The sequence below is a fragment of the Sphingomonas sp. GW821-FHT10C01 genome (genome assembly GCF_059415525.1).
Window position 1 is genome coordinate 197,101 of record NZ_JBWKNK010000001.1, and the last position, 18,766, is coordinate 215,866.

Sequence of the window (18,766 nt, forward strand, 5' to 3'; positions counted from 1 at the left end):
CGATGCTGATCCTCGGCCTCGAATCGAGTTGTGACGAAACCGCCGCCGCGCTGGTGCGTGGCGACCGCACGATCCTGTCCCACCGCCTCGCCCGGCAGGACGAGGCGCATCGCCCGTTCGGCGGCGTCGTGCCCGAAATCGCGGCGCGCGCGCATGTCGAGGCGCTGGGTCCGCTGATCGAGGCGGCGCTCGACGAGGCGAACGTCTCCCTCGCCGACGTCGATGCGATCGCCGCGACCGCCGGCCCGGGCCTGATCGGTGGCGTCATGGTGGGGTTGGTCACCGGCAAGGCGCTGGCGCACGCTGCGAACAAGCCGTTGGTGGCGGTCAATCACCTCGAGGGACACGCGCTGTCGCCACGCCTCGCCGAGCCCGATCTCGCCTTCCCCTATCTGCTGCTGCTCGTCTCGGGCGGGCATTGCCAGTTGCTGCTGGTCGAAGGCGTGGGTCGCTACCGCCGACTCGCCACCACGATCGACGACGCCGCGGGCGAGGCGTTCGACAAGACCGCCAAGCTGCTGGGCCTGGGTTTCCCCGGCGGTCCCGCGGTCGAGCGCGCCGCGCTGGAGGGCGACCCCCGTTCCGTCCCTCTTCCCCGCCCGTTGGTCGGCTCGGGGGAGCCGCATTTCTCCTTCGCCGGCCTCAAGAGCGATGTCGCGCGCAAGGTCGGCAAGTTCGCCCCTGCCGATCTCGCCGCCTCATTCCAGCAGGCGGTGGTCGATTGCCTGGTCGATCGTACCCGCATCGCCCTGACCAAGGCGCCTCAGGCGACGGCATTGGTCGTGGCGGGCGGTGTCGCCGCCAACGCCGCTGTTCGCTCGGCACTCACGACGCTGGCGGTCGAGCACGATCTGCCCTTCATCGCGCCGCCGCTCTGGCTCTGCACCGACAATGCGGCCATGATCGCCTGGGCCGGGGTCGAGCGGTTCGCGCTTGGCCTCACCGATCCGCTCGATCTGCCTGCGCGCCCGCGCTGGCCGCTCGATCCGGATGCGGAGAAGGTTCGGGGAGCGGGGGTAAAGGCATGAGATTGGCGGTCATCGGCGGTGGCGCCTGGGGTACCGCGCTGGCGCAGGTCGCGGCGCGCGGCGGTGAGCCCATCACGCTCTGGGCGCGTGAGAATGACGTCACGGCGTCGGTCAATTCGCGGCACGAGAACGCGCTGTTCCTCCCAGGCATTCCCCTTTCGCCATCGATCCGCGCCACCGGCGACCTCTCTGATCTGGCGGAAGCCGAGGCTTTGCTGGTCGTCGTCCCCGCGCAGTTTCTCCGCTCGGTCCTGACGGAGGCGCCGGTCGCCGGTCGCCCGCTGGTGCTGTGCGCCAAGGGGATTGAGGTCGGCACGCAGAAGCTGGTGGCTGAGGTCGCGCGCGAACTGCATCCCGATGCGCCGGTCGCCGTCCTGTCCGGGCCGACCTTCGCGCATGAAGTGGCGAAGGGATTGCCCACCGCCGTCACACTCGCCTGCGAGAATGATGGATTGCGCGAGCGGCTGGCTGAGCGGCTCGCGGGTCCGACTTTCCGCACCTATGGCTCGTCCGATGTCGCCGGCGCGGAGATCGGCGGCGCGGTCAAGAATGTCCTCGCTATCGCCTGCGGCGTGGTCGAGGGGGCTGGACTCGGCCTCAACGCTCGTGCCGCGCTGATCGCGCGCGGTTTCGCGGAGATGACTCGCTTCGGCGTGGCGCGCGGCGGGCGTCCCGAGACACTGGCGGGTCTGTCGGGCCTTGGCGACCTGGTCCTCACCTGCTCCTCGACCAACTCGCGCAACTTCTCGCTCGGTCTTGGCCTTGGTCAGGGCAAGAGTGCGGCCGAGCTGCTCGCTGATCGCCGCACCGTGGCGGAGGGCGCGGCGACCGCACCGGTGCTGCGCGAAGCCGCCAAGGCCGCCGGCGTCGACATGCCCGTGACCGAAGCGGTGTGCGCGCTGCTTGAAGGCACACCCGTTGGCCGGGTCGTCGACGCATTGCTCAGTCGTCCGCTGCGGGAGGAGCATGCATGAGGTGGGCGGCGATGCTGCGCGGGATCAATCTCGGCAAGCGCCAGCTCAAGTCCGCCGAGCTGAAGGCGGTGGTCGAAGGGCTGGGTTTCACTGACGTCAAGACTCTGCTCGCCTCGGGCAATGTCGTCTTCACCGCCGACGTGACGGACGCCGCCGCGCTCGAAGCGACGCTTCACGACGCGCTGTTCGCGGCGACGGGTCTCAAGTCGGAGATTTTCGTGCGCTCGCCGGAGGAAATGACGGCGGTCGCCGCCGCTGACCCCTTTCCCGAAGCCACTGGCGAGCGCCCGAGCTTCGTGGTCGTCACCTTCCACCGCAAGCCGGTCGATGCGGCGGCGGTGGCGCGGGTTGAGGACAGCCATGACGGTCCCGAGCGCATGCACGTCATCGGCCGTGAGCTCTATATCGATTTCCCCGACGGCCAGGGCCGCTCGACCCTCCACCCGGCGATGACCAAGGCGAAGCTCGATCCGGTCAACACCGCGCGCAACTGGAACACCGTCCTCAAGATCCGCGACGCGCTCTAGCGCCGCGTTCAGCGCGTTGACTCGTTGTCGCTCCCGATGCCGTATGCTGCCGGGGCAAGAGAGGGGGCTGGGATGGCGACGCTGTACGCATGGGCGAAACCCGCGAATCTAATCGGAAGATGGGCCGACCACACTTGGGTGACGACCTATGACAACCGTCTGACGCAACCCGGATCGCTTGAAGACGTCGCGGCGGCGCGCGAGCATCTGTGGATGTGCTGGGGCACGTTCCATCCGCGCGGCGGGGCGCCGGGACATGCCGATGGTCTGATCGCTTCGCGAGATGGACGGCTTCCCTTGGCCACATGCGTCGTTCAGGACAACGCCGATTCGGTTAAGGTCGCTGCGGCGCGCGGCACGGTATCGCTCTATGGCATCCACGGTGTGTGCCATCAGGTATCGAACCAGGTTCTGCACGCCACCGCGACGGCGGAAGTGTCGCCGATCAGCGTCCGAGGATCACGCGGCTACTTCAAGAGCGTCTATTTCTACCGGCAATATGGCCGGCGCGATTCGGCTTGGGCCACGAAGCTTCAGGGGTGCCTGGAAGGCAGCGGCGTGACGGCGATGTTCGACGACGGCGACGATTTTACCGCCCGTGCGCAGCTCGTTCTGACGGAACGCAATGACCTGTTCGGTGATCTATTGGCGCGACGTCGCGATTTCGACGCCGAACTCGACGCGATGGGGGAACGGCCGGATATCACTGCCGAGGAAATCGACGCGCGGCTTCGCGATCATCTGGTCGAGATCGCCGGACAGCTCGGCAGACAGCGGTTCGAAGCGATCTTCGAACAGGATGCGGAGGACGATATGAACCTGGTCGACCGCGATATCTTCGCCGCGAGCCGGACGAATCCGGCTGCGGGATGATGTAAGCTCCGCGCTAGAAGTCGACGGCAATGCCCTTGCGCTCCCAGTCGCCATAGCGGGTGGGATCGTCGCCGAGCGGGTCTGTTTTGGCCTTCTTCCCGTCCGCCGGCTTGGGCACTGGCGGGCTCTTGGAGAGATAGGCGGGCGGTTTCACATGGTCGGGGCGCTTGCCCATGGCGTGGGTCCTGATTGCGGCGATGGCTTCGGTTTCCCACATTGGGCGCTGAAAGGATCGAATCCAAGTGAACGGTTTCAAGACGACGATGCTGCTGGCGGCGCTCACGGCGCTGTTCATGGCATTGGGTTTCACCCTTGGCGGGCGCGGCGGCATGATGATCGCGCTGCTGGTCGCGGTGGGAATGAACCTGTTCACTTACTGGAACGCCGACAAGATCGTGCTGTCGATGCACGGTGCGAAACAGGTCGACGCAGCCAGCGCCCCCGAATTCTACGGGCTGGTCGCGGGTCTGGCGCAACGCGCGGCGCTGCCGATGCCCAAGGTCTATATCATCGACTCGCCGCACCCCAACGCCTTTGCTACCGGCCGCAATCCGCAGAACGCGGCGGTCGCGGCGACCACTGGGCTGCTCGATATGCTCGATCATGACGAGATTGCGGGCGTGATGGCGCATGAACTCGCGCATGTCCGCAACCGCGACACGCTGATCATGACGATGGTGGCGACGATCGCCGGCGCGATCTCGATGCTCGCCAATTTCGGCATGTTCTTTCGCGGTGGTGGGGACAATCGCGGCGCGATGCTGGCGACCATCCTCGCGGTGATCGTCGCGCCCTTCGCCGCGATGATCGTCCAGATGGCGATCAGCCGAACGCGCGAGTATGGCGCGGACCGGGGCGGTGCCGAAATCTCCGGCAACCCGCGCGCGCTTGCCTCGGCGCTAGCCAAGCTTGCGCGTGGCGCTGCGGCGGTGCCCAATCCGGTCGCGCAGCGGGTGCCGGCTGCAGCCCAGCTCTACATCGTCCCCGGCCTTGGCGGCGACAGCCTGTTCTCGACCCACCCCGACACCGGCAACCGCATCGCCGCGCTGGAGGAAATCGCGCGGGAAATGGGCCAAGGCGCGTCGCTTGACAGCTTCGGTGAAAACCCGCCGTTTCTGTCAACTTCGTCAACCGCTCGCCCGTCGGCGCTGGGAATCAAGCCGGCGCCACGCCGCTCTAGCGCGCTCGATCCCAACCGGCGCGGATGATCGACTGAGCGATCAGTCTGTTCCTTTGAGGGTGATCCGGCGCCGGAAACGGCGTAGGGCCGGCTGATGTCCCGACAATTCAACTCCCGCCCTCCTTCCGATCCCCCCGGCGTCCCCGCGCGCCGTGCCGCACTCCGCCTGCTTGACGCGGTGCTGCGCCGCGGCCTCGCCATCGAACAGGCACTCGAGGCATCGACCAGAGGCCTGCCTCCGTCCGATCGCGGCCTCGCTCATGCCATCGCTGCCGAAGTGCTGCGCTGGCTGCCTGATCTCGACGCCCTGATCGACAGCGCGACCCGCAACCGCCTGCCCGATGACGCCAAGGCGCGCTTCATCCTGCGCATCGCGCTGGCTCAGGCGCTGCGTCTCGGCACGCCGCCGCACGCCGCGATCTCAACCGCGCTGCCCTTGGTCGATGGCGGCCCGCGCAAGCTGGTCCATGGCGTGTTCGGTACGCTCGACCGTAACGGCGCGGCGCTGCCCGACCACCCCTCGCTGCCCGGCGAGGCCTATGCCCGGATCGCAGGCAATTGGGGCGAGCGCGTCGCCGATGCCGCCGGCGTCGCTATCACCGCGCCGCCGCCGCTTGATCTGACGCTGCGGGCAGACGTTGCGGAGCTGCACGGCGAAAGCCTGGTTTCGAACCATCTGCGCATCGCCAGCGACACGCCTGTCCCCGAACTGCCCGGCTACGCCGAGGGCAGCTGGTGGGTGCAGGATCTCGCCGCATCGCTTCCCGCACGCCTTCTGGGTGGCGGAACCGGCACAGCGCTCGACCTGTGCGCGGCACCGGGCGGCAAGACGCTTCAGCTGGCGTCTTCGGGTTGGGACGTCACCGCTGTCGATATTTCCGAAAGTCGTCTGGCGCGACTTTCGGAAAATCTCGATCGTACCGGCTTATCGGCGAAAATGGTCACTGCGGATCTCATGGACTGGGAGCCGGGGTTTCAGGCCGACGCCGTGCTGCTCGACGCGCCGTGCAGCGCCACCGGCATTTTTCGCCGTCATCCCGACGTGCTCCACCGCGTCCGCCCGCGCGTGATCGCGGAGATGGCGGAGTTGCAGGCGCAACTGCTTCCGCGCGCGGCGCGCTGGGTGCGACCGGGCGGGCTGATGGTGTACGCTACCTGCTCGCTCGAGCCCGAGGAGGGCGAGCAGCAGATCGAGCGCTTCCTGGTCGAACATCCCGAATTCGCGATCGATCCGGTGCTTCCCGACGAACTACCCGAAGGGCTGGTCGCGCACCAACGCGGTTGGTTGCGCACACTTCCGGGCATGCTTGTGGAACAAGGTGGCCTTGACGGCTTTTTCATGGTGCGCCTCATGCGTGTTGCGGGCGACTCTTGAGGTGTTAAAGGGCTGACATGACCGCCGTCCGTATCGCGCCTTCGATCCTTTCCGCCGACTTCGCCAAATTGGGAGAGGAGGTGCACGCAATCGATGAAGCGGGCGCCGACTGGATCCATATCGACGTGATGGACGGGCATTTCGTGCCCAACATCACGATCGGCCCGGCCGTCATCAAGGCGCTTCGCCCGCACAGCGCCAAGCCGTTCGACGTCCATTTGATGATCGAACCGGTCGATCCGATGCTCCAGGCATTTGCCGATGCGGGTGCCGACTGCCTGTCGGTTCATCCCGAAAGCGGGCCGCATCTCCACCGCACGCTTCAGACGATCAAGGCGCTGGGCAAGCGCGCCGGTGTCGTGCTCAATCCCGCGACCCCGGTCGATGTCGTCGATCACGTCATGGACATGGTCGACCTGATCCTGGTGATGAGCGTCAACCCTGGTTTCGGTGGGCAGAAGTTCATCGAGAACCAACTCGCCAAGATTTCGACGCTGCGCGCCAAGATCGACGCCAGCGGTCGCCAGATCGATCTGGAGGTCGATGGCGGAGTGGATCAGGGCAATGCGGCGCGCGTGATCGCTGCCGGTGCCGACGCGCTGGTCGCGGGCACCGCGGCGTTCAAGGGCGGTCCATCAGCCTATGCCGACAATATCCGGGCATTGCGCGCGGGGTGAAGATGCCCATCGACGATCCCGCCACCGAGGCACCTGACGCCGACGGGATCGAGCAGGGTCGGCGGCTGATCCGGATCGGCGGCGACCGTGGCGTTTCGCTCGCCGACCGGCTGTCCGATCATTTCCACCGCCTCACCTGGCGCACCCCGCTTTATGGGCTGCGGTTGAAGGGGCGCTATCCGCTCAAGCTGATCGCCGTGGCCGACGATCCCTTTCTGGGCGATCCGGCGCGCGGCAATGCGCTGCTCGACGGTAAGCTGTCGTTCCGCGGCGAGAACCACGCCGTCGCCACGCTCGACGCGGCCAAGGCCGAATGGTCGAAGCCGTTCGGCGACTATTTCCACAGCTTCGCCTGGCTGCGCGACCTGTCGACCGTCACCACGCGTGCGGGGGCGGCACCGGTAGCCGAGGCGCTGATGCGCAAGTGGCTCGACGTCCATGCTGAAAAGGTCACCGACCCCGCCTGGCGCGCGGACCTGTGGGGGCGGCGCATCCTGTTCTGGACCGCGCATGCGCCGCTGATCCTCTCCAGCACCGATCTCGTCTATCGGTCGAAAGTTCTGCACACGCTCGCGCGTGGTGCCCGGCATCTCGACCGGAACGCCGATCGCGTCCTGCCCGGCGCACCGCGCATCGCGGCTTGGTGCGGGGTGCTTGCGGCAGGACTGATGATTCCCGGTGGTGATCCACGCCGCGCCTTTGGCGAGGCGGGGCTTGCCCGCGCACTGGCCGGATCAGTGAGCGAGGATGGCGGAATCGTCGGGCGTTCCCCCGCAGCGCTGCTCGACGCGATTATGTTGCTGACCCTGCTGCGCGAGACCTATGCCGTACGGCGCCTCGATCCGCCCGAAGTGCAGAACCAGGCGCTGTCGCGGATGGTTTCGGCGCTGCTGGGCGTCTGCCATGGCGACCGCGGGCTTTCGAGCTGGCAGGGCGGCATCGCAGTCACCGGCGAAGCGCTGGACGAGATCGTCGCCGCCACCGGCGCACGCGTCCGCCCGCTTCGCCAGGCGCTTGACTGGGGATACCAGCGGCTCGCGCAGCAGCGCACCGTGGTGATCATCGATGCCGCGCCACCACCAGTAGCGCGGGTGATGGAGGGCGGTTGCGCCTCGACACTCGCCTTTGAATTCTCCGACGGTACCGACCGCATCGTCGTAAGTTGCGGTGGCGCGCGCGGTGCCGATTTGCGCTTGCCTGCTGCACTGGCGGAGGGGTTGCGGACCACCGCAGCGCATTCGACCCTGGTGGTGGACAACAGTAATTCCACCGCGATCCATCCTGACGGCACGCTTGGCCGCGGCGTGGGCGAGATGGAGCTGAGCCGGCAGGAGACCGACACCGCGAGCCGGATCGAGGCGAGCCACGATGGCTATGTCCGGCGCCACGGCGTCACCCATCGCCGCCGCATCGCGCTGGGTGCCGACGGACGCGACGTCCGGGGCGAGGACAGCCTGACCCCCGCCGGCCGCCGCCGCAAGGCGGTGCCGATCCCCTTCGCGATCCGATTCCATCTCCACCCGGGCGTCCAGGTCTCGCCGACCGCGGACGGCGCTGGCGCGCTGCTGCGCACCCCGTCGGGCGCGGCGTGGCAGTTCCGCGCCAATGGCGCCACGCTCGGTATCGAGGAAAGCGTTTGGGTCGACGGCCGCGGGATTCCCCGGGAAACCCAGCAGCTTGTGCTGACCGGTGAGTCGCCCGCTGGCGGCACCAGCGTCTCCTGGCTCTTCCACAGGGCGAGATAGTCGCCCCGGCTACTGCGCGTTAGGGGTTTGCAGGGTGCGGCGGGTTGCCTAAAGGCCCCGCCCATGACCAGCATCCCCATCCGCCGCGCCCTTCTCTCGGTCTCCGACAAGACCGGCATCGTCGAACTCGGACAGTCACTCGCCGCCAAGGGCGTCGAGCTGGTCTCGACCGGTGGCACCGCCAAGGCGCTGCGCGACGCGGGACTCGATGTCCGCGACATCTCCGACCTCACCGGCTTCCCTGAAATGATGGACGGCCGTGTCAAGACGCTGCACCCGGTGGTCCATGGCGGCCTGCTCGCGGTGCGCGAGGATACCGGGCATATGGCCTCGGCCAGCGAGCATGCGATCGGCATGATCGATCTGGTGGTGGTCAACCTCTACCCCTTCGCCCAGACCGTGGCGAAGGGCGCCGACCGTGACGAGATCATCGAGAATATCGATATCGGCGGCCCGTCGATGGTGCGCTCGGCCGCCAAGAACCACGCCTATGTCGCGATCGTCACCGATCCCGCCGACTATGACCTGGTCGCCACCGGCGAGACGAGCCTAGAGGACCGCCGCCGTTTCGCCGCCAAGGCCTATGCCCTGACCGCGCAATATGACGCGGCCATCGCGAGCTGGTTCGCCTTCGCCGACCAAGGCGAGCGCTTCCCCGCGACGCTGCCGTTGGTGTTCAAGCGCGGCGAAGAGCTGCGCTATGGCGAGAACCCGCACCAGTCCGCTGCGCTCTATCTGCCCGCTGGTCCTGCCGCATCGGGAATCGCCCAGGCGCAGCAGCTTCAGGGCAAGGAACTCTCCTACAACAACTACAACGACGCCGACGCCGCGCTCGAGCTGGTCAGCGAATTCCGCGACGGTCCGCCGACCGTGGTGATCGTCAAGCACGCCAATCCGTGCGGCGTCGCCACCGCCGATACGCTGGTCGACGCCTACAAGGCGGCGCTCGCCTGCGACTCGGTATCGGCGTTCGGCGGGATCATCGCGCTCAACCGTCCGCTCGATGCGGAGACGGCCAAGGCGATCACCGAGATCTTTACCGAAGTCGTCGTCGCGCCGGGCGCGAGCGACGAGGCGAAGGCGATCTTCGCCGCCAAGAAGAACCTGCGCCTGTTGATCTGCGACGCGCTGCCCGATTCGGCCCGGCCTGGGCTGATGCTCAAGACGATCGCGGGCGGCGCACTGGTCCAGTCGCGCGACAACGGCACCATCACGCGGGCCGATCTCAAGGTCGTGACCAAGCGCGAGCCGACCAGCCAGGAGCTGGCCGACTGCCTGTTCGCTTGGACCGTCGCCAAGCACGTCAAGTCGAACGCGATCGTCTATGCCAAGGGCGGCAGCACCGCGGGCGTTGGCGCGGGGCAGATGAACCGCCTCGAATCCGCGCGCATCGCGGCGTGGAAGGCCAAGGACGCCGCGGACAAGGCGGGCTGGATGACGCCGCGCACGATCGGCTCGGCGGTCGCCTCGGACGCCTTCTTTCCCTTCGCCGACGGCCTGCTCGCCGCGGTCGAGGCGGGCGCGACGGCGGTGATCCAGCCCGGCGGATCGATCCGCGACGAGGAAGTCATCGCGGCAGCCGACGAAGCTGGCCTGGCGATGGTATTCACCGGAATGCGCCACTTCCGGCATTGAGACGGTTTCGGCTTCGCTGAAATGACGCGGGCGCGCTCCCCACCTGGGGAGCGCGCCCGTGCTGTATCGGACAGAGTCGATCTAGTTCGCCGCGCCCTGTTTGGGCAGTTTCTTGAACAGTTTGCGATCCTCCTCGCCGAACGCCCATTTCGCGATGACCGCGAAATAGGCCAAGAAGATCGCCGGGATGCCGATCGACAGCTCGACCCATTCCAGATGGTGGGGCAGCGAGGTGAAGCCCCAGCCGACGAGCCCTCCGGCGGCAAGCGCGGCGACGAAGCCCGGGCGCAGGCTGAACACCGACGCCTTGGTCAGTCGTGCCAGCATCCAGCATTTGATCGTCGAGCCGAGCGCCAGCGTCACCGCCAGTGCGACGGCAGGACCGGCGGCTTGATAGTTTATATCCCAGCCCCAGTCGCGCATGAGGAACACCAAGGCAAAGCTTAGCGCGGCCTGGAAGGCGAGCAGCAGCATCGACACCACCAGATTGCGGTGTCGGGCCATATAGACCAGGCCGGCTTCCGATATCGCACCGGGCGCCGCCAGCACCTCGGCGGCGAGCAGGAAGCACAACGCGCCCGCGCCGACGACGAATTGCGGGCCGACCACACCCATCACGCCCTCGGCCGGGATGCCGCCCATCAGCAGCAGGGCCGCTTGCAGCGTCATGATCCAGAAGGCGACCTGCTTGACCTGGCTGGCGATCGCGGTGCGGTTTCCGGCGGCTAGGTTGCGGGCGATGCCGGGGCCCAGCACCGGATCGAAGCTGGTTTTGAGCTTTTGCGGGATCGAGGAGACCTGCTGCGCCATGTAATAGATGCCGACGATCGCCGGCGGGAACAGCAGGCCCAGGATGAAGCGGTCGATATTGCGCGTACCCCACTCGATCGCATCCGCGCCCGCCAACGGTACGTTGCGCCGGGCAAGCTGGAGCAGCGGTGTGACGTGCGGCGACCAGCCATGCGGCAGGCCATAGCTGCGGATGAACGGGATTAGGCTGGCGATCAGCGCCGCCGCCATCGACAGGACATAGGCGATGATCAGGCCGTCGCGCGGTGAGGCATAATAGAGTGCCCATGCCGCCAGGCTGATCGTCCACGGCTCGACGATCGCGCGCGCGGTCACCGCCGCCTTCACGTTGCCGCGATAGGCGAGCGCGGCGAGGCTGACGTCGGACCAGGCGATCGCGAAGACGATGACGGGCAACAGTCCCTCAAGTCCCGTCACCTGGCTGTTGGCGTACATGATCTGCGGGAAGGTGAAGAGCACCGCGCTGGTGATCATCGAAACGACCAACGCGACGACCATCCCGTCCCATACGACATGGCTATGCGGTCGATCGGTCGAGGCGAGCGCCTGGGCAAGGCCGCGCTTGAGGCCGAGTGTCGCGAGCAGCGCCGCGAGTTCGACCACGACGACCGCGAGCGCGAATCGCCCGACGATTTCCGGACCGTAGAGGCGTCCGGCGATGAACAAGAAGGGAAGGCGCGCGGCGAGGCGCAGCACGAAGCCGAAGATGTTGGTACGCCCGCCCTTGGCGAGCGCGGCGATATCGTCCGAAGGTGCGGAGGAAGCGGCATTGGCGGTCATGCGCCAAGCCCGCCCATTCGCCGCGTACGGCGTCGCGAAGTTTCCTCGGTCCCCATGTCGTTACCGGTTTCGCTCGAAACCAACGGGATTGCCATCGTCAATGTGCCGCGCCCCAGCTCGGGCCGGTGCCGATTTCGACGCCCAAGGGCACGCTGAGCTTGACCGCGGGTTCCGCCGCGTTCGCCATCACCGCGCGGATGACCGGTGTCGCCGCCTCGACATCGCCCGCGGGCAGTTCGAAGACCAGTTCGTCATGGACCTGCATCAGCATCCTGACGTCATGCAATCCGGCTTCCCGCAGCGCGGGTCCCATCCGCGCCATCGCGCGCTTGATGATGTCGGCGCTGGTGCCCTGGATCGGCGCATTGATCGCGGCGCGCTCGCTGCCCGCGCGTTCGGGCTGGGTAGCGGACTTGAGCCGCGGAAAGTGCGTCTTCCGCCCGAACAGCGTCTCGGTGTAGCCGTGTGCCTTGGCGTCATTGAGCGTGTCGGCGATGTAGTGGCTGATGCCGGGAAAGCGCTCGAAATAGCGGTCGATCATCGACTGCGCCTCGTCCGGCGTGACGTCGAGCCGTCCAGCCAGGCCCCAGCGGCTGATGCCATAGAGGATCGCGAAGTTGATCGTCTTGGCGCGGCCACGTGTGTCGCGGTTGACCTCGCCGAACAGTTCGGTCGCGGTCATGTTGTGGATGTCGTCGCCACGCTCGAACGCCTCGCGCAGCTGGGGCACGTCGGCGATGTGCGCGGCAAGCCGCAGCTCGATCTGCGAATAGTCGGCGGAAAGGATGACGTTGCCCGGTTCGGCGACGAAGGCGTCGCGGATTTGTCGCCCGTTCTCGGTGCGCACCGGGATGTTCTGCAAATTGGGGTCGGTCGACGACAGGCGCCCGGTCTGCGCGCCGGTCAGCGAATAGCTGGTGTGGACGCGGCCCGTGGCCGGATTGATCTGCGCCTGCAGCGCGTCGGTATAGGTCGATTTGAGTTTGGTCAGCTGGCGCCAGTCGAGCACCTTCAGGACCATCTCCCGCCCCGGCGAATCCTTGTCCGCGGCGATCCGCTCCAGTTCGTTGACGTCGGTCGAATAGACGCCCGACTTGCCCTTTCGCCCGCCCTTGATCCCCATCTTGTCGAACAAGACGTCACCAAGCTGCTTGGGGCTGCCGATGGTGAACTTGAACCCGGCGATGCCGTGGATTTCCTCTTCCAGCGCGGCGATCTGGCGGGAGAAGTCGTCGGAAAGCTTGGCCAGCACCCCGGCATCGACCTTGACCCCGGCCAGCTCCATGTCGGCGATCACGCGGGCGAGCGGGCGATCGACCATCTCGTAGACACGGGTTACGCCTTCGAACGGTAGGCGAGGCTTCAGGCGCCGCCACAGCCGCAAAGTGACGTCGGCATCCTCGGCCGCGTAGCGGGTCGCGGTCTTGAGATCGACTTCCTGGAAGCCGAGCTGCTTCTTTCCGGTCCCGACTACGTCCTTGTAGGCGATGCATGTGTGGGAGAGGTGCGTCGTCGCCAGTTCGTCCATGCCGTGGCCGTGCAGGCCCGCGTCGAGGTCGAAGCTCATCACGATCGTGTCGTCATAGGGTGCGACGTCGATGCCGACGCGCGACAGGATGATCAGATCGTATTTGATGTTGTGCCCGATCTTGAGCACCGCCGGATCCTCGAGCAGCGGCTTCAGCTTGGCGATCACGAGGTCGCGGTCGAGCTGGATCGGCTTTTCGGCGAACATGTCTGTGCCGCCATGGCCGATCGGGATGTAGCAGGCGCGATTGGGTTCGAGCGCGAGGCTGACGCCGACCAGCTCGGCGCGGGTGGCGTCGACGCCGGTGGTCTCGGTATCGACCGCGACCCAGCCCTGGTAGGTTGCCGCCTCGATCCAGCGGTCGAGCGCAGCTTCGTCCACCACGGTTTCATAGCCGTCGAGATCGAAGGGCGGTTCGTCGGGGAGCGGCGTCGGCTGCGGGCTTTCGGTCGATGCGCTGGCGCTTTGGGTACCGCCGCCCGCACCGGTGCCGCCAAGCCGCGAGAGCAGCGTCTTGAACCCGTGATGCTCCAGAAATGCGCGCAACGGCGCGTCGGGGATGCCCTTCAGCTCCAGCTCTTCCAGCGGATCGGGTAGCGGGACGTCGCTGGCGAGTTCGACCAGCTTTCGGCTCAGGCGAGCCATATCGGCATATTCGATGAGGTTGTCGCGCATCTTCGACGGCTTCATCGACGGCGCCGCAGCCAGCACGTCCTCGACGGTGCCGAATTCTTGGATCAGCTTGGCCGCGGTCTTGGGGCCGATGCCCTTGACCCCGGGGACATTGTCGACGCTGTCGCCCATCAGCGCCAGCACCTCGCCAAGCTTGTCGGGGAGGACGCCGAACTTCTCCTCGGTATCCTTGGGGCCCAGGCGGCGGTTGTTCATCGTGTCGAGCATGTCGACCGACGGGACGGTCATCAGCTGCATCAGATCCTTGTCGGAACTGACGATGGTCACCTGCCAGCCCCGCGCCACCGCGGCCTTGGTATAGCTCGCGATCAGGTCATCGGCTTCCCAGCCTGCTTCCTCGATACAGGGCAGGCTGAAGGCGCGTGTCGCGTCGCGGATCATCGGGAACTGGGGGACCAGATCCTCGGGAGCGGGCGGGCGATGTGCCTTGTACTGGTCGTACATCTCGTTGCGGAAGGTGTGCTCGCTCTTGTCGAGGATCACCGCCATGTGGGTGGGGCCGTCGGCCTTGTTGAGCTCATCGGCGAGCTTCCACAGCATCGTCGTATAGCCATAGACGGCGCCCACGGGTTCGCCATGCTTGTTCGTCAGCGGCGGCAGCCGGTGATAGGCGCGGAAGATATAGCCGGAGCCGTCGACCAGATAGAGATGGGGCATGGCCGAGCGATAGCCGAGCCGCCGGGCGGAACAAAGCCCTTAGCGGTTTCCGATCAGGCCGTGGCGATATTCTCCAGCGTGAAGACAAGCGGTTCGGCGTTGGCGCCGATGCCGCCGCCGGTCATCACGATGTCGGCGCTGGTAAGACCGAGCAGCGAAAACTCGGTTGCGACGCTTGAAAGGATCGCCGAGTTGCTTCCCGAATCCGGATCGGACTGGGAGGCGACCCCGACCCAGATCGTCGGTCTGAGCCGGAAGGCGGCAGTCTGCTCGGGCAGGACGTTGCGTTCGCTCAGATATGGATGCTTGCCCTTGTAGAGGCAGACATTGACCGCGCCCTGCCTCAGGTCGTTGGACAAGGTGATCTGATCGGGATGTCCAGCGATCGGCGGCCCGACGATATTACTCTCTTCGCCTTCCACGAGGCTGAAATGCTGGCCGGGTGCCGCCGGCTGCATCGGAGTGAAATTGCCGTAGCTGTCTTGGACGGTGATGTCCGTGTCGGCAGGATAAAGAACCGAATAGGTCGTGCCCCGCATAAATGCCGGGATTGCCATCCAAGCTTGCGCGATCTCATCGAGCGAGGCTTGCGGATTCTTGCCGAAGATCAGGATCTGGCTATTGTTGGTGTCGCCGGATCGATTGATGAAATTCAGCCTGATATCCATCGCCGCCCTCTGATCATGTTCAAGACCCGACCCTAACATGCGATCGATACGCTGCCGAGATGGCGCGGGCTTCAGGCGAAAACGACATTCTGCAGGGTGAAGGCGAAGGGCTGCGCATCCGCACCTGCGCCGCCGCCGGTCATCACGATGTCCGCGCTGGCGATACCGAGCAGCGAGAGTTCGGTATTGATGTTGGACAGGATCGCCGCGTTCATCACCTCGCCTTCCTCGATTTGCGAGATGGAGCCGACCCAGATCGTCGGCTTGAACTGGAATGCCGCCGTCTGCTCCGGCGCCAGCGATGTCCTGGTCGCGAGCAACCGTCCCGACTTGTAGATGTTCGCGTCGATCGACCCCTGTGGCAGCGCGTTGCGGATCTGAACCTCGCTCGCCGCAGTCGATGGACCGGAATAGCTCAGCGTATCGCCCGAACCGGTCTGCGCTGCGGTCAGAAGCTGGCCCGGGGACGCTTCGAGTTGCGGGGTGTAGTTGCCCCAGCTGTCGCCCGACGACGCGTGCGCGGTGACCGGAAAGACGAAAGGGTGATTCTCGCCCGGGCCGCAATTCTGGATGACCTTCCAGGCGACGGCGATGTCGGCCATGTCTTCCGCCACATTCTTCTGGAAGATGACGATCTTTGAATTGTTGATGTCGTTCGAGTTGTTGATGAAGTTCAGCTTGATATCCATCGTGCTTCCCCCGTTCGCCTATCGTGCATGATACGCTCGAACGGGGGACAGTCCAGATCGTAACGGACCCGATTCAAAGCGCGTCGTGGAAGATGATGCCCAGCGTATGGCGCCGACCGCGCCGGATCGCACTGACGCCGTGCCGCATGGTCACGCGATAGTCGCCACGGCTGCCGCGCATCGGCCGCTGGTTGACCGCGAACACCACCGCATCGCCCTGCGAAAGCGGGACGACCGCCGCGCGCGACTGCATGCGGGGGCGCTGTTCGGTCAGAACCAGCTCGCCACCCTCGAAATCGGCGCCAGGGGCCGACAGCAGCACCGCCACCTGGAGCGGAAACACATGTTCGCCATACAGGTCCTGATGCAGGCAATTATAGTCGCCGGGGCCATAGCGCAGCAGCAACGGGGTCGGCCGGGTCTGTCCACCGGCATGGCACTCGGCGAGGAAGGCGGCATGCGCGTCCGGAAAACGGCGATCCATGCCCATTCGCGCGTGCCAGCGGTTCGCGATCTCCGCCAGATGTGGATAGAGCGCGGTGCGCAGCGCCGAAACTAGCGGCGGCAGCGGATAGGCGAGATAGCGATACTCGCCCCGGCCGAACCCATGACGCGCCATCGTCACGGTGCTGCGGAACTGGCCATCGACATCATAGCTACCGGCAAGATCGGCGCAGCTCTGCGGGGAGAGTAGTCCGGGCAGCACGGCCCAGCCCTCCCGGTCGAGCGTGGTTTCGATGGCGGACCAGTCGTGGCGTGTGGGGGTGTGCGTCATGCCGGGGCGACTAGCGCCTGGTCCCGTTCGTTCGCTTCCCGGTGCTTGCGCTCGAACTCGCTGTCCGAGATCAGCGGTGGCTGGCGACCACTGCGGCGACCACGCCCTGCATCAGCTCCTGCCGTTCCTTGATCGGGCGCGGCGTGTCGCCGATCATCACCGCGATCGTATAGGCCTTGCCGTCAGGCGCGGTCAGTATGCCGACATCGTTATAGCCCGCGGTGCGTCCGGCCAGATCCTGTCCGGTTCCGGTCTTGTGTCCGAAGGTCCAGCCCGGCGGCACCGCGCCGCGCAGCCGGAACTTGCCCGTGCGCGATGCTTCCATCACTGTCATCAGCCAGCGGGTCGAAGAGGGCGAGAGGATCTCCCCCGCCTTGAGCCGCGCGAGCGCCAGCGCGATCGCGGCGGGCGCGGCGCCATCGATCGGGTCGGCGACATAGGCTTCGAACGCGGCGCGACGCACATTGGGCGCCAGCGCGGCGCGCGCCTGCTGGAATGATCGGCCCATCGAATATTCGGCCTTCCACGGAAGTCCTGCGGTCCGGGCCTGTAGCAGCCGCTCGCCTGGACCGAAGCGAATATCGCCCAGCCCCTTGTCGCGGATCATGGCGCGAACGGCCTCGGGGCCGCCGACCAGGCCCAGCAGCCGGTCGTTCGCGGTGTTGTCGCTCTGCTGCATCGCGCGCAGGAGCAATTCGCGCACCGTGGTCTGATAGACCCCGTTCTTCACCACCAGCGCCGCGATCGGCTGATGGAAGACGGTGAGATTCTCGCGCGTCAGCGTGACCGGATCGTCGAGCGTAAGGCGGCCGCGATCGCGCGCGTCGAGCACGGTCATTGCGACCCACAGCTTGCTCACGCTCTGCTGCGGCATGCGCCGTGTGGCATTGGCGTCGATCTGCCAGCCCGCGTCCATGCTGCGCACCGCCACGCCGGCGACCCCGCCGAAATTGCGGATCAGGGCGTGAATGTCGGATTGAAGCGGGGCCGGAGCGGGCGAGACGGCGAAGGGTCGCGGTGCCGGCGGCACGCCGATCGTGACCCGATAGCTGGGCGGAACTAGGTTCTGTGGCGGGTCCTGCGAATGCACCGCGGCGCCGACGAGCAGGGCGGGGCCAAGGCCACCCAGCATCAACGCCCGTTGTAGAACCGTGAGTTTTTGTACTGCCAACACGCTACCAACGCCCCTTGCCCGGAATGAGCATGGTGCCGCGCGGGGCTCCGGCTCAAGTCGCGCGTTCCCGTTCTGCGACCAGTTCCTTGATATTAGCGGTGAATGGTGAACAACCGGCCAACCGAAGCGAAACGGATGGCGGATTTTCGCGGCTTCGACCCGCGTGACACCCTTGCCGGGCTGTGGCTATAGAGACGCCTCGAACAGGCTTCAGGTGATTGTTTTGAGCGATACGGCTCCCTCGCTGGTGATCAATCCGGCGCTTGATCGCGCCGCGCTCGCCCGACGTTTCGCCGCGGACGGCCGAGTGCAGGTCCGCGATTTCCTGACCCCCGATTCCGCGCAGCGGCTTGCTCAGTTGCTCCAGCAGCAGACTCCCTGGGGCCTGTCGTGGCAGGCGGCGGAGATGGGGCCGCACAAATTGCCCGCCGAGCAGGTTGCGGGGCTGCGGCCGGAAAACATCAATGCGATGCTCGAACGCGTCAACGGCGTGATGGCCGGTCCCGGCTTCGCATTTCTCTATGCTCAATATCTGATGCACGACCATGCGATGCTCGGCACATCGAAGAGCCCCGGGCACGATCAGGTGGTGCAGGATCTGAACGATCCTGATTTCCTCGATTTCGGGCGTCAAGTGACCGGGAACAACGCCATCGCCTGGGCTGATTCACAGGCGACGCTCTATTCGCGCGGCCAGTTCCTCTCGCTGCATCAGGATGTGGTCGCGGGCGAGAACCGGCTGGTCGCCTATGTGCTCAACCTCTGCCCGATCGACTGGCGACCCGATTGGGGCGGCTATCTCAACTTCTACGATGCCGATGGCGACATCGTCGCGGGTTACCGGCCGCGCTTCAACTCGCTCAACATGTTCGCGGTGCCGGCGGACCATAATGTGTCCTACGTACCTGGCTTCGCTCCCGCAAAGGGCCGGTTCGCGATCACCGGCTGGTTCCGCGCCGCCTAGGCTTCGGCACCGGC

At 66.3% G+C, this 18,766-nt stretch carries 17 protein-coding genes; 10 read left to right on the forward strand and 7 right to left on the reverse strand.

Going from position 1 to position 18,766, the window contains the following annotated elements; genetic code table 11:
• Positions 1 to 2: 2 nt before the first annotated feature.
• From tsaD to AC07M1_RS01080, 4 genes are all read left to right on the forward strand, one after another.
• On the forward strand, positions 3 to 1,028 hold the full coding sequence (tsaD, locus tag AC07M1_RS01065; RefSeq protein ID WP_495160720.1) for a tRNA (adenosine(37)-N6)-threonylcarbamoyltransferase complex transferase subunit TsaD: 1,026 nt from the start codon (positions 3 to 5) through the stop codon (positions 1,026 to 1,028).
• The gene (locus AC07M1_RS01070; RefSeq protein WP_495160721.1) at positions 1,025 to 2,002 is read left to right on the forward strand and encodes an NAD(P)H-dependent glycerol-3-phosphate dehydrogenase; all 978 of its coding nucleotides are present in this window, start codon (positions 1,025 to 1,027) and stop codon (positions 2,000 to 2,002) included. Before tsaD ends, AC07M1_RS01070 begins: the two co-directional genes overlap by 4 nt.
• Positions 1,999 to 2,529, forward strand: coding sequence for a DUF1697 domain-containing protein (locus tag AC07M1_RS01075; RefSeq protein WP_495160722.1), 531 nt, complete (start codon positions 1,999 to 2,001; stop codon positions 2,527 to 2,529). The genes AC07M1_RS01070 and AC07M1_RS01075 overlap by 4 nt, the downstream gene beginning before the upstream one ends.
• Positions 2,530 to 2,601: 72 nt before the next feature.
• Positions 2,602 to 3,402: a hypothetical protein gene (locus AC07M1_RS01080; protein ID WP_495160723.1), complete on the forward strand. Its 801-nt coding sequence runs from the start codon at positions 2,602 to 2,604 to the stop codon at positions 3,400 to 3,402.
• Positions 3,403 to 3,415: 13 nt separating this feature from the next.
• Here the strand turns inward: AC07M1_RS01080 and AC07M1_RS01085 are convergent, their stop codons facing one another.
• A complete protein-coding gene (locus tag AC07M1_RS01085; RefSeq protein WP_495162787.1) occupies positions 3,416 to 3,577 on the reverse strand; it encodes a DUF1674 domain-containing protein in 162 nt (53 codons plus the stop codon).
• Positions 3,578 to 3,644: 67 nt separating this feature from the next.
• Here AC07M1_RS01085 and htpX point away from each other — a divergent pair, with 67 nt between their 5' ends.
• The 5 genes from htpX (at position 3,645) to purH (ending at position 10,014) form a co-directional block, all read left to right on the forward strand.
• Positions 3,645 to 4,610, forward strand: coding sequence for a zinc metalloprotease HtpX (gene htpX / locus AC07M1_RS01090; protein ID WP_495160724.1), 966 nt, complete (start codon positions 3,645 to 3,647; stop codon positions 4,608 to 4,610).
• A gap of 66 nt (positions 4,611 to 4,676) precedes the next feature.
• A complete protein-coding gene (locus AC07M1_RS01095; RefSeq protein WP_495160725.1) occupies positions 4,677 to 5,957 on the forward strand; it encodes an RsmB/NOP family class I SAM-dependent RNA methyltransferase in 1,281 nt (426 codons plus the stop codon).
• Between the two features lie 17 nt (positions 5,958 to 5,974).
• A complete protein-coding gene (gene rpe / locus AC07M1_RS01100; RefSeq protein WP_495160726.1) occupies positions 5,975 to 6,634 on the forward strand; it encodes a ribulose-phosphate 3-epimerase in 660 nt (219 codons plus the stop codon).
• A gap of 2 nt (positions 6,635 to 6,636) precedes the next feature.
• Positions 6,637 to 8,379: a heparinase II/III family protein gene (locus AC07M1_RS01105; RefSeq protein ID WP_495162788.1), complete on the forward strand. Its 1,743-nt coding sequence runs from the start codon at positions 6,637 to 6,639 to the stop codon at positions 8,377 to 8,379.
• 63 nt (positions 8,380 to 8,442) lie between these two features.
• Positions 8,443 to 10,014: a bifunctional phosphoribosylaminoimidazolecarboxamide formyltransferase/IMP cyclohydrolase gene (gene purH / locus AC07M1_RS01110; RefSeq protein WP_495160727.1), complete on the forward strand. Its 1,572-nt coding sequence runs from the start codon at positions 8,443 to 8,445 to the stop codon at positions 10,012 to 10,014.
• Positions 10,015 to 10,095: 81 nt separating this feature from the next.
• On the opposite strand, the gene AC07M1_RS01115 is transcribed toward purH, so the two are convergent.
• The 6 genes from AC07M1_RS01115 to AC07M1_RS01140 all read right to left on the reverse strand — a co-directional run bounded on the left by AC07M1_RS01115 (position 10,096) and on the right by AC07M1_RS01140 (position 17,746).
• Positions 10,096 to 11,604 (reverse strand): lipopolysaccharide biosynthesis protein, encoded by a 1,509-nt coding sequence (locus AC07M1_RS01115; protein WP_495160728.1) that lies wholly within the window; start codon positions 11,602 to 11,604, stop codon positions 10,096 to 10,098.
• 97 nt (positions 11,605 to 11,701) lie between these two features.
• Positions 11,702 to 14,482: a DNA polymerase I gene (gene polA, locus AC07M1_RS01120; RefSeq protein WP_495160729.1), complete on the reverse strand. Its 2,781-nt coding sequence runs from the start codon at positions 14,480 to 14,482 to the stop codon at positions 11,702 to 11,704.
• A gap of 53 nt (positions 14,483 to 14,535) precedes the next feature.
• Positions 14,536 to 15,150 carry a hypothetical protein gene (locus AC07M1_RS01125; RefSeq protein ID WP_495160730.1) on the reverse strand — a complete coding sequence of 205 codons (615 nt, stop codon included), beginning with the start codon at positions 15,148 to 15,150 and terminating at the stop codon, positions 14,536 to 14,538.
• A gap of 71 nt (positions 15,151 to 15,221) precedes the next feature.
• The gene (locus AC07M1_RS01130) at positions 15,222 to 15,839 is read right to left on the reverse strand and encodes a hypothetical protein (protein WP_495160731.1); all 618 of its coding nucleotides are present in this window, start codon (positions 15,837 to 15,839) and stop codon (positions 15,222 to 15,224) included.
• A 73-nt stretch (positions 15,840 to 15,912) separates the two neighbouring features.
• Positions 15,913 to 16,614, reverse strand: a complete 702-nt coding sequence (locus AC07M1_RS01135) for a 2OG-Fe(II) oxygenase (RefSeq protein WP_495160732.1) — start codon at positions 16,612 to 16,614, stop codon at positions 15,913 to 15,915.
• 70 nt (positions 16,615 to 16,684) lie between these two features.
• Positions 16,685 to 17,746: a serine hydrolase gene (locus AC07M1_RS01140; RefSeq protein ID WP_495160733.1), complete on the reverse strand. Its 1,062-nt coding sequence runs from the start codon at positions 17,744 to 17,746 to the stop codon at positions 16,685 to 16,687.
• Between the two features lie 265 nt (positions 17,747 to 18,011).
• Between AC07M1_RS01140 and AC07M1_RS01145 the strand changes: the two genes are divergently transcribed.
• Positions 18,012 to 18,752 carry a 2OG-Fe(II) oxygenase gene (locus tag AC07M1_RS01145; RefSeq protein ID WP_495160734.1) on the forward strand — a complete coding sequence of 247 codons (741 nt, stop codon included), beginning with the start codon at positions 18,012 to 18,014 and terminating at the stop codon, positions 18,750 to 18,752.
• The last annotated feature ends 14 nt before the right edge of the window (positions 18,753 to 18,766 follow it).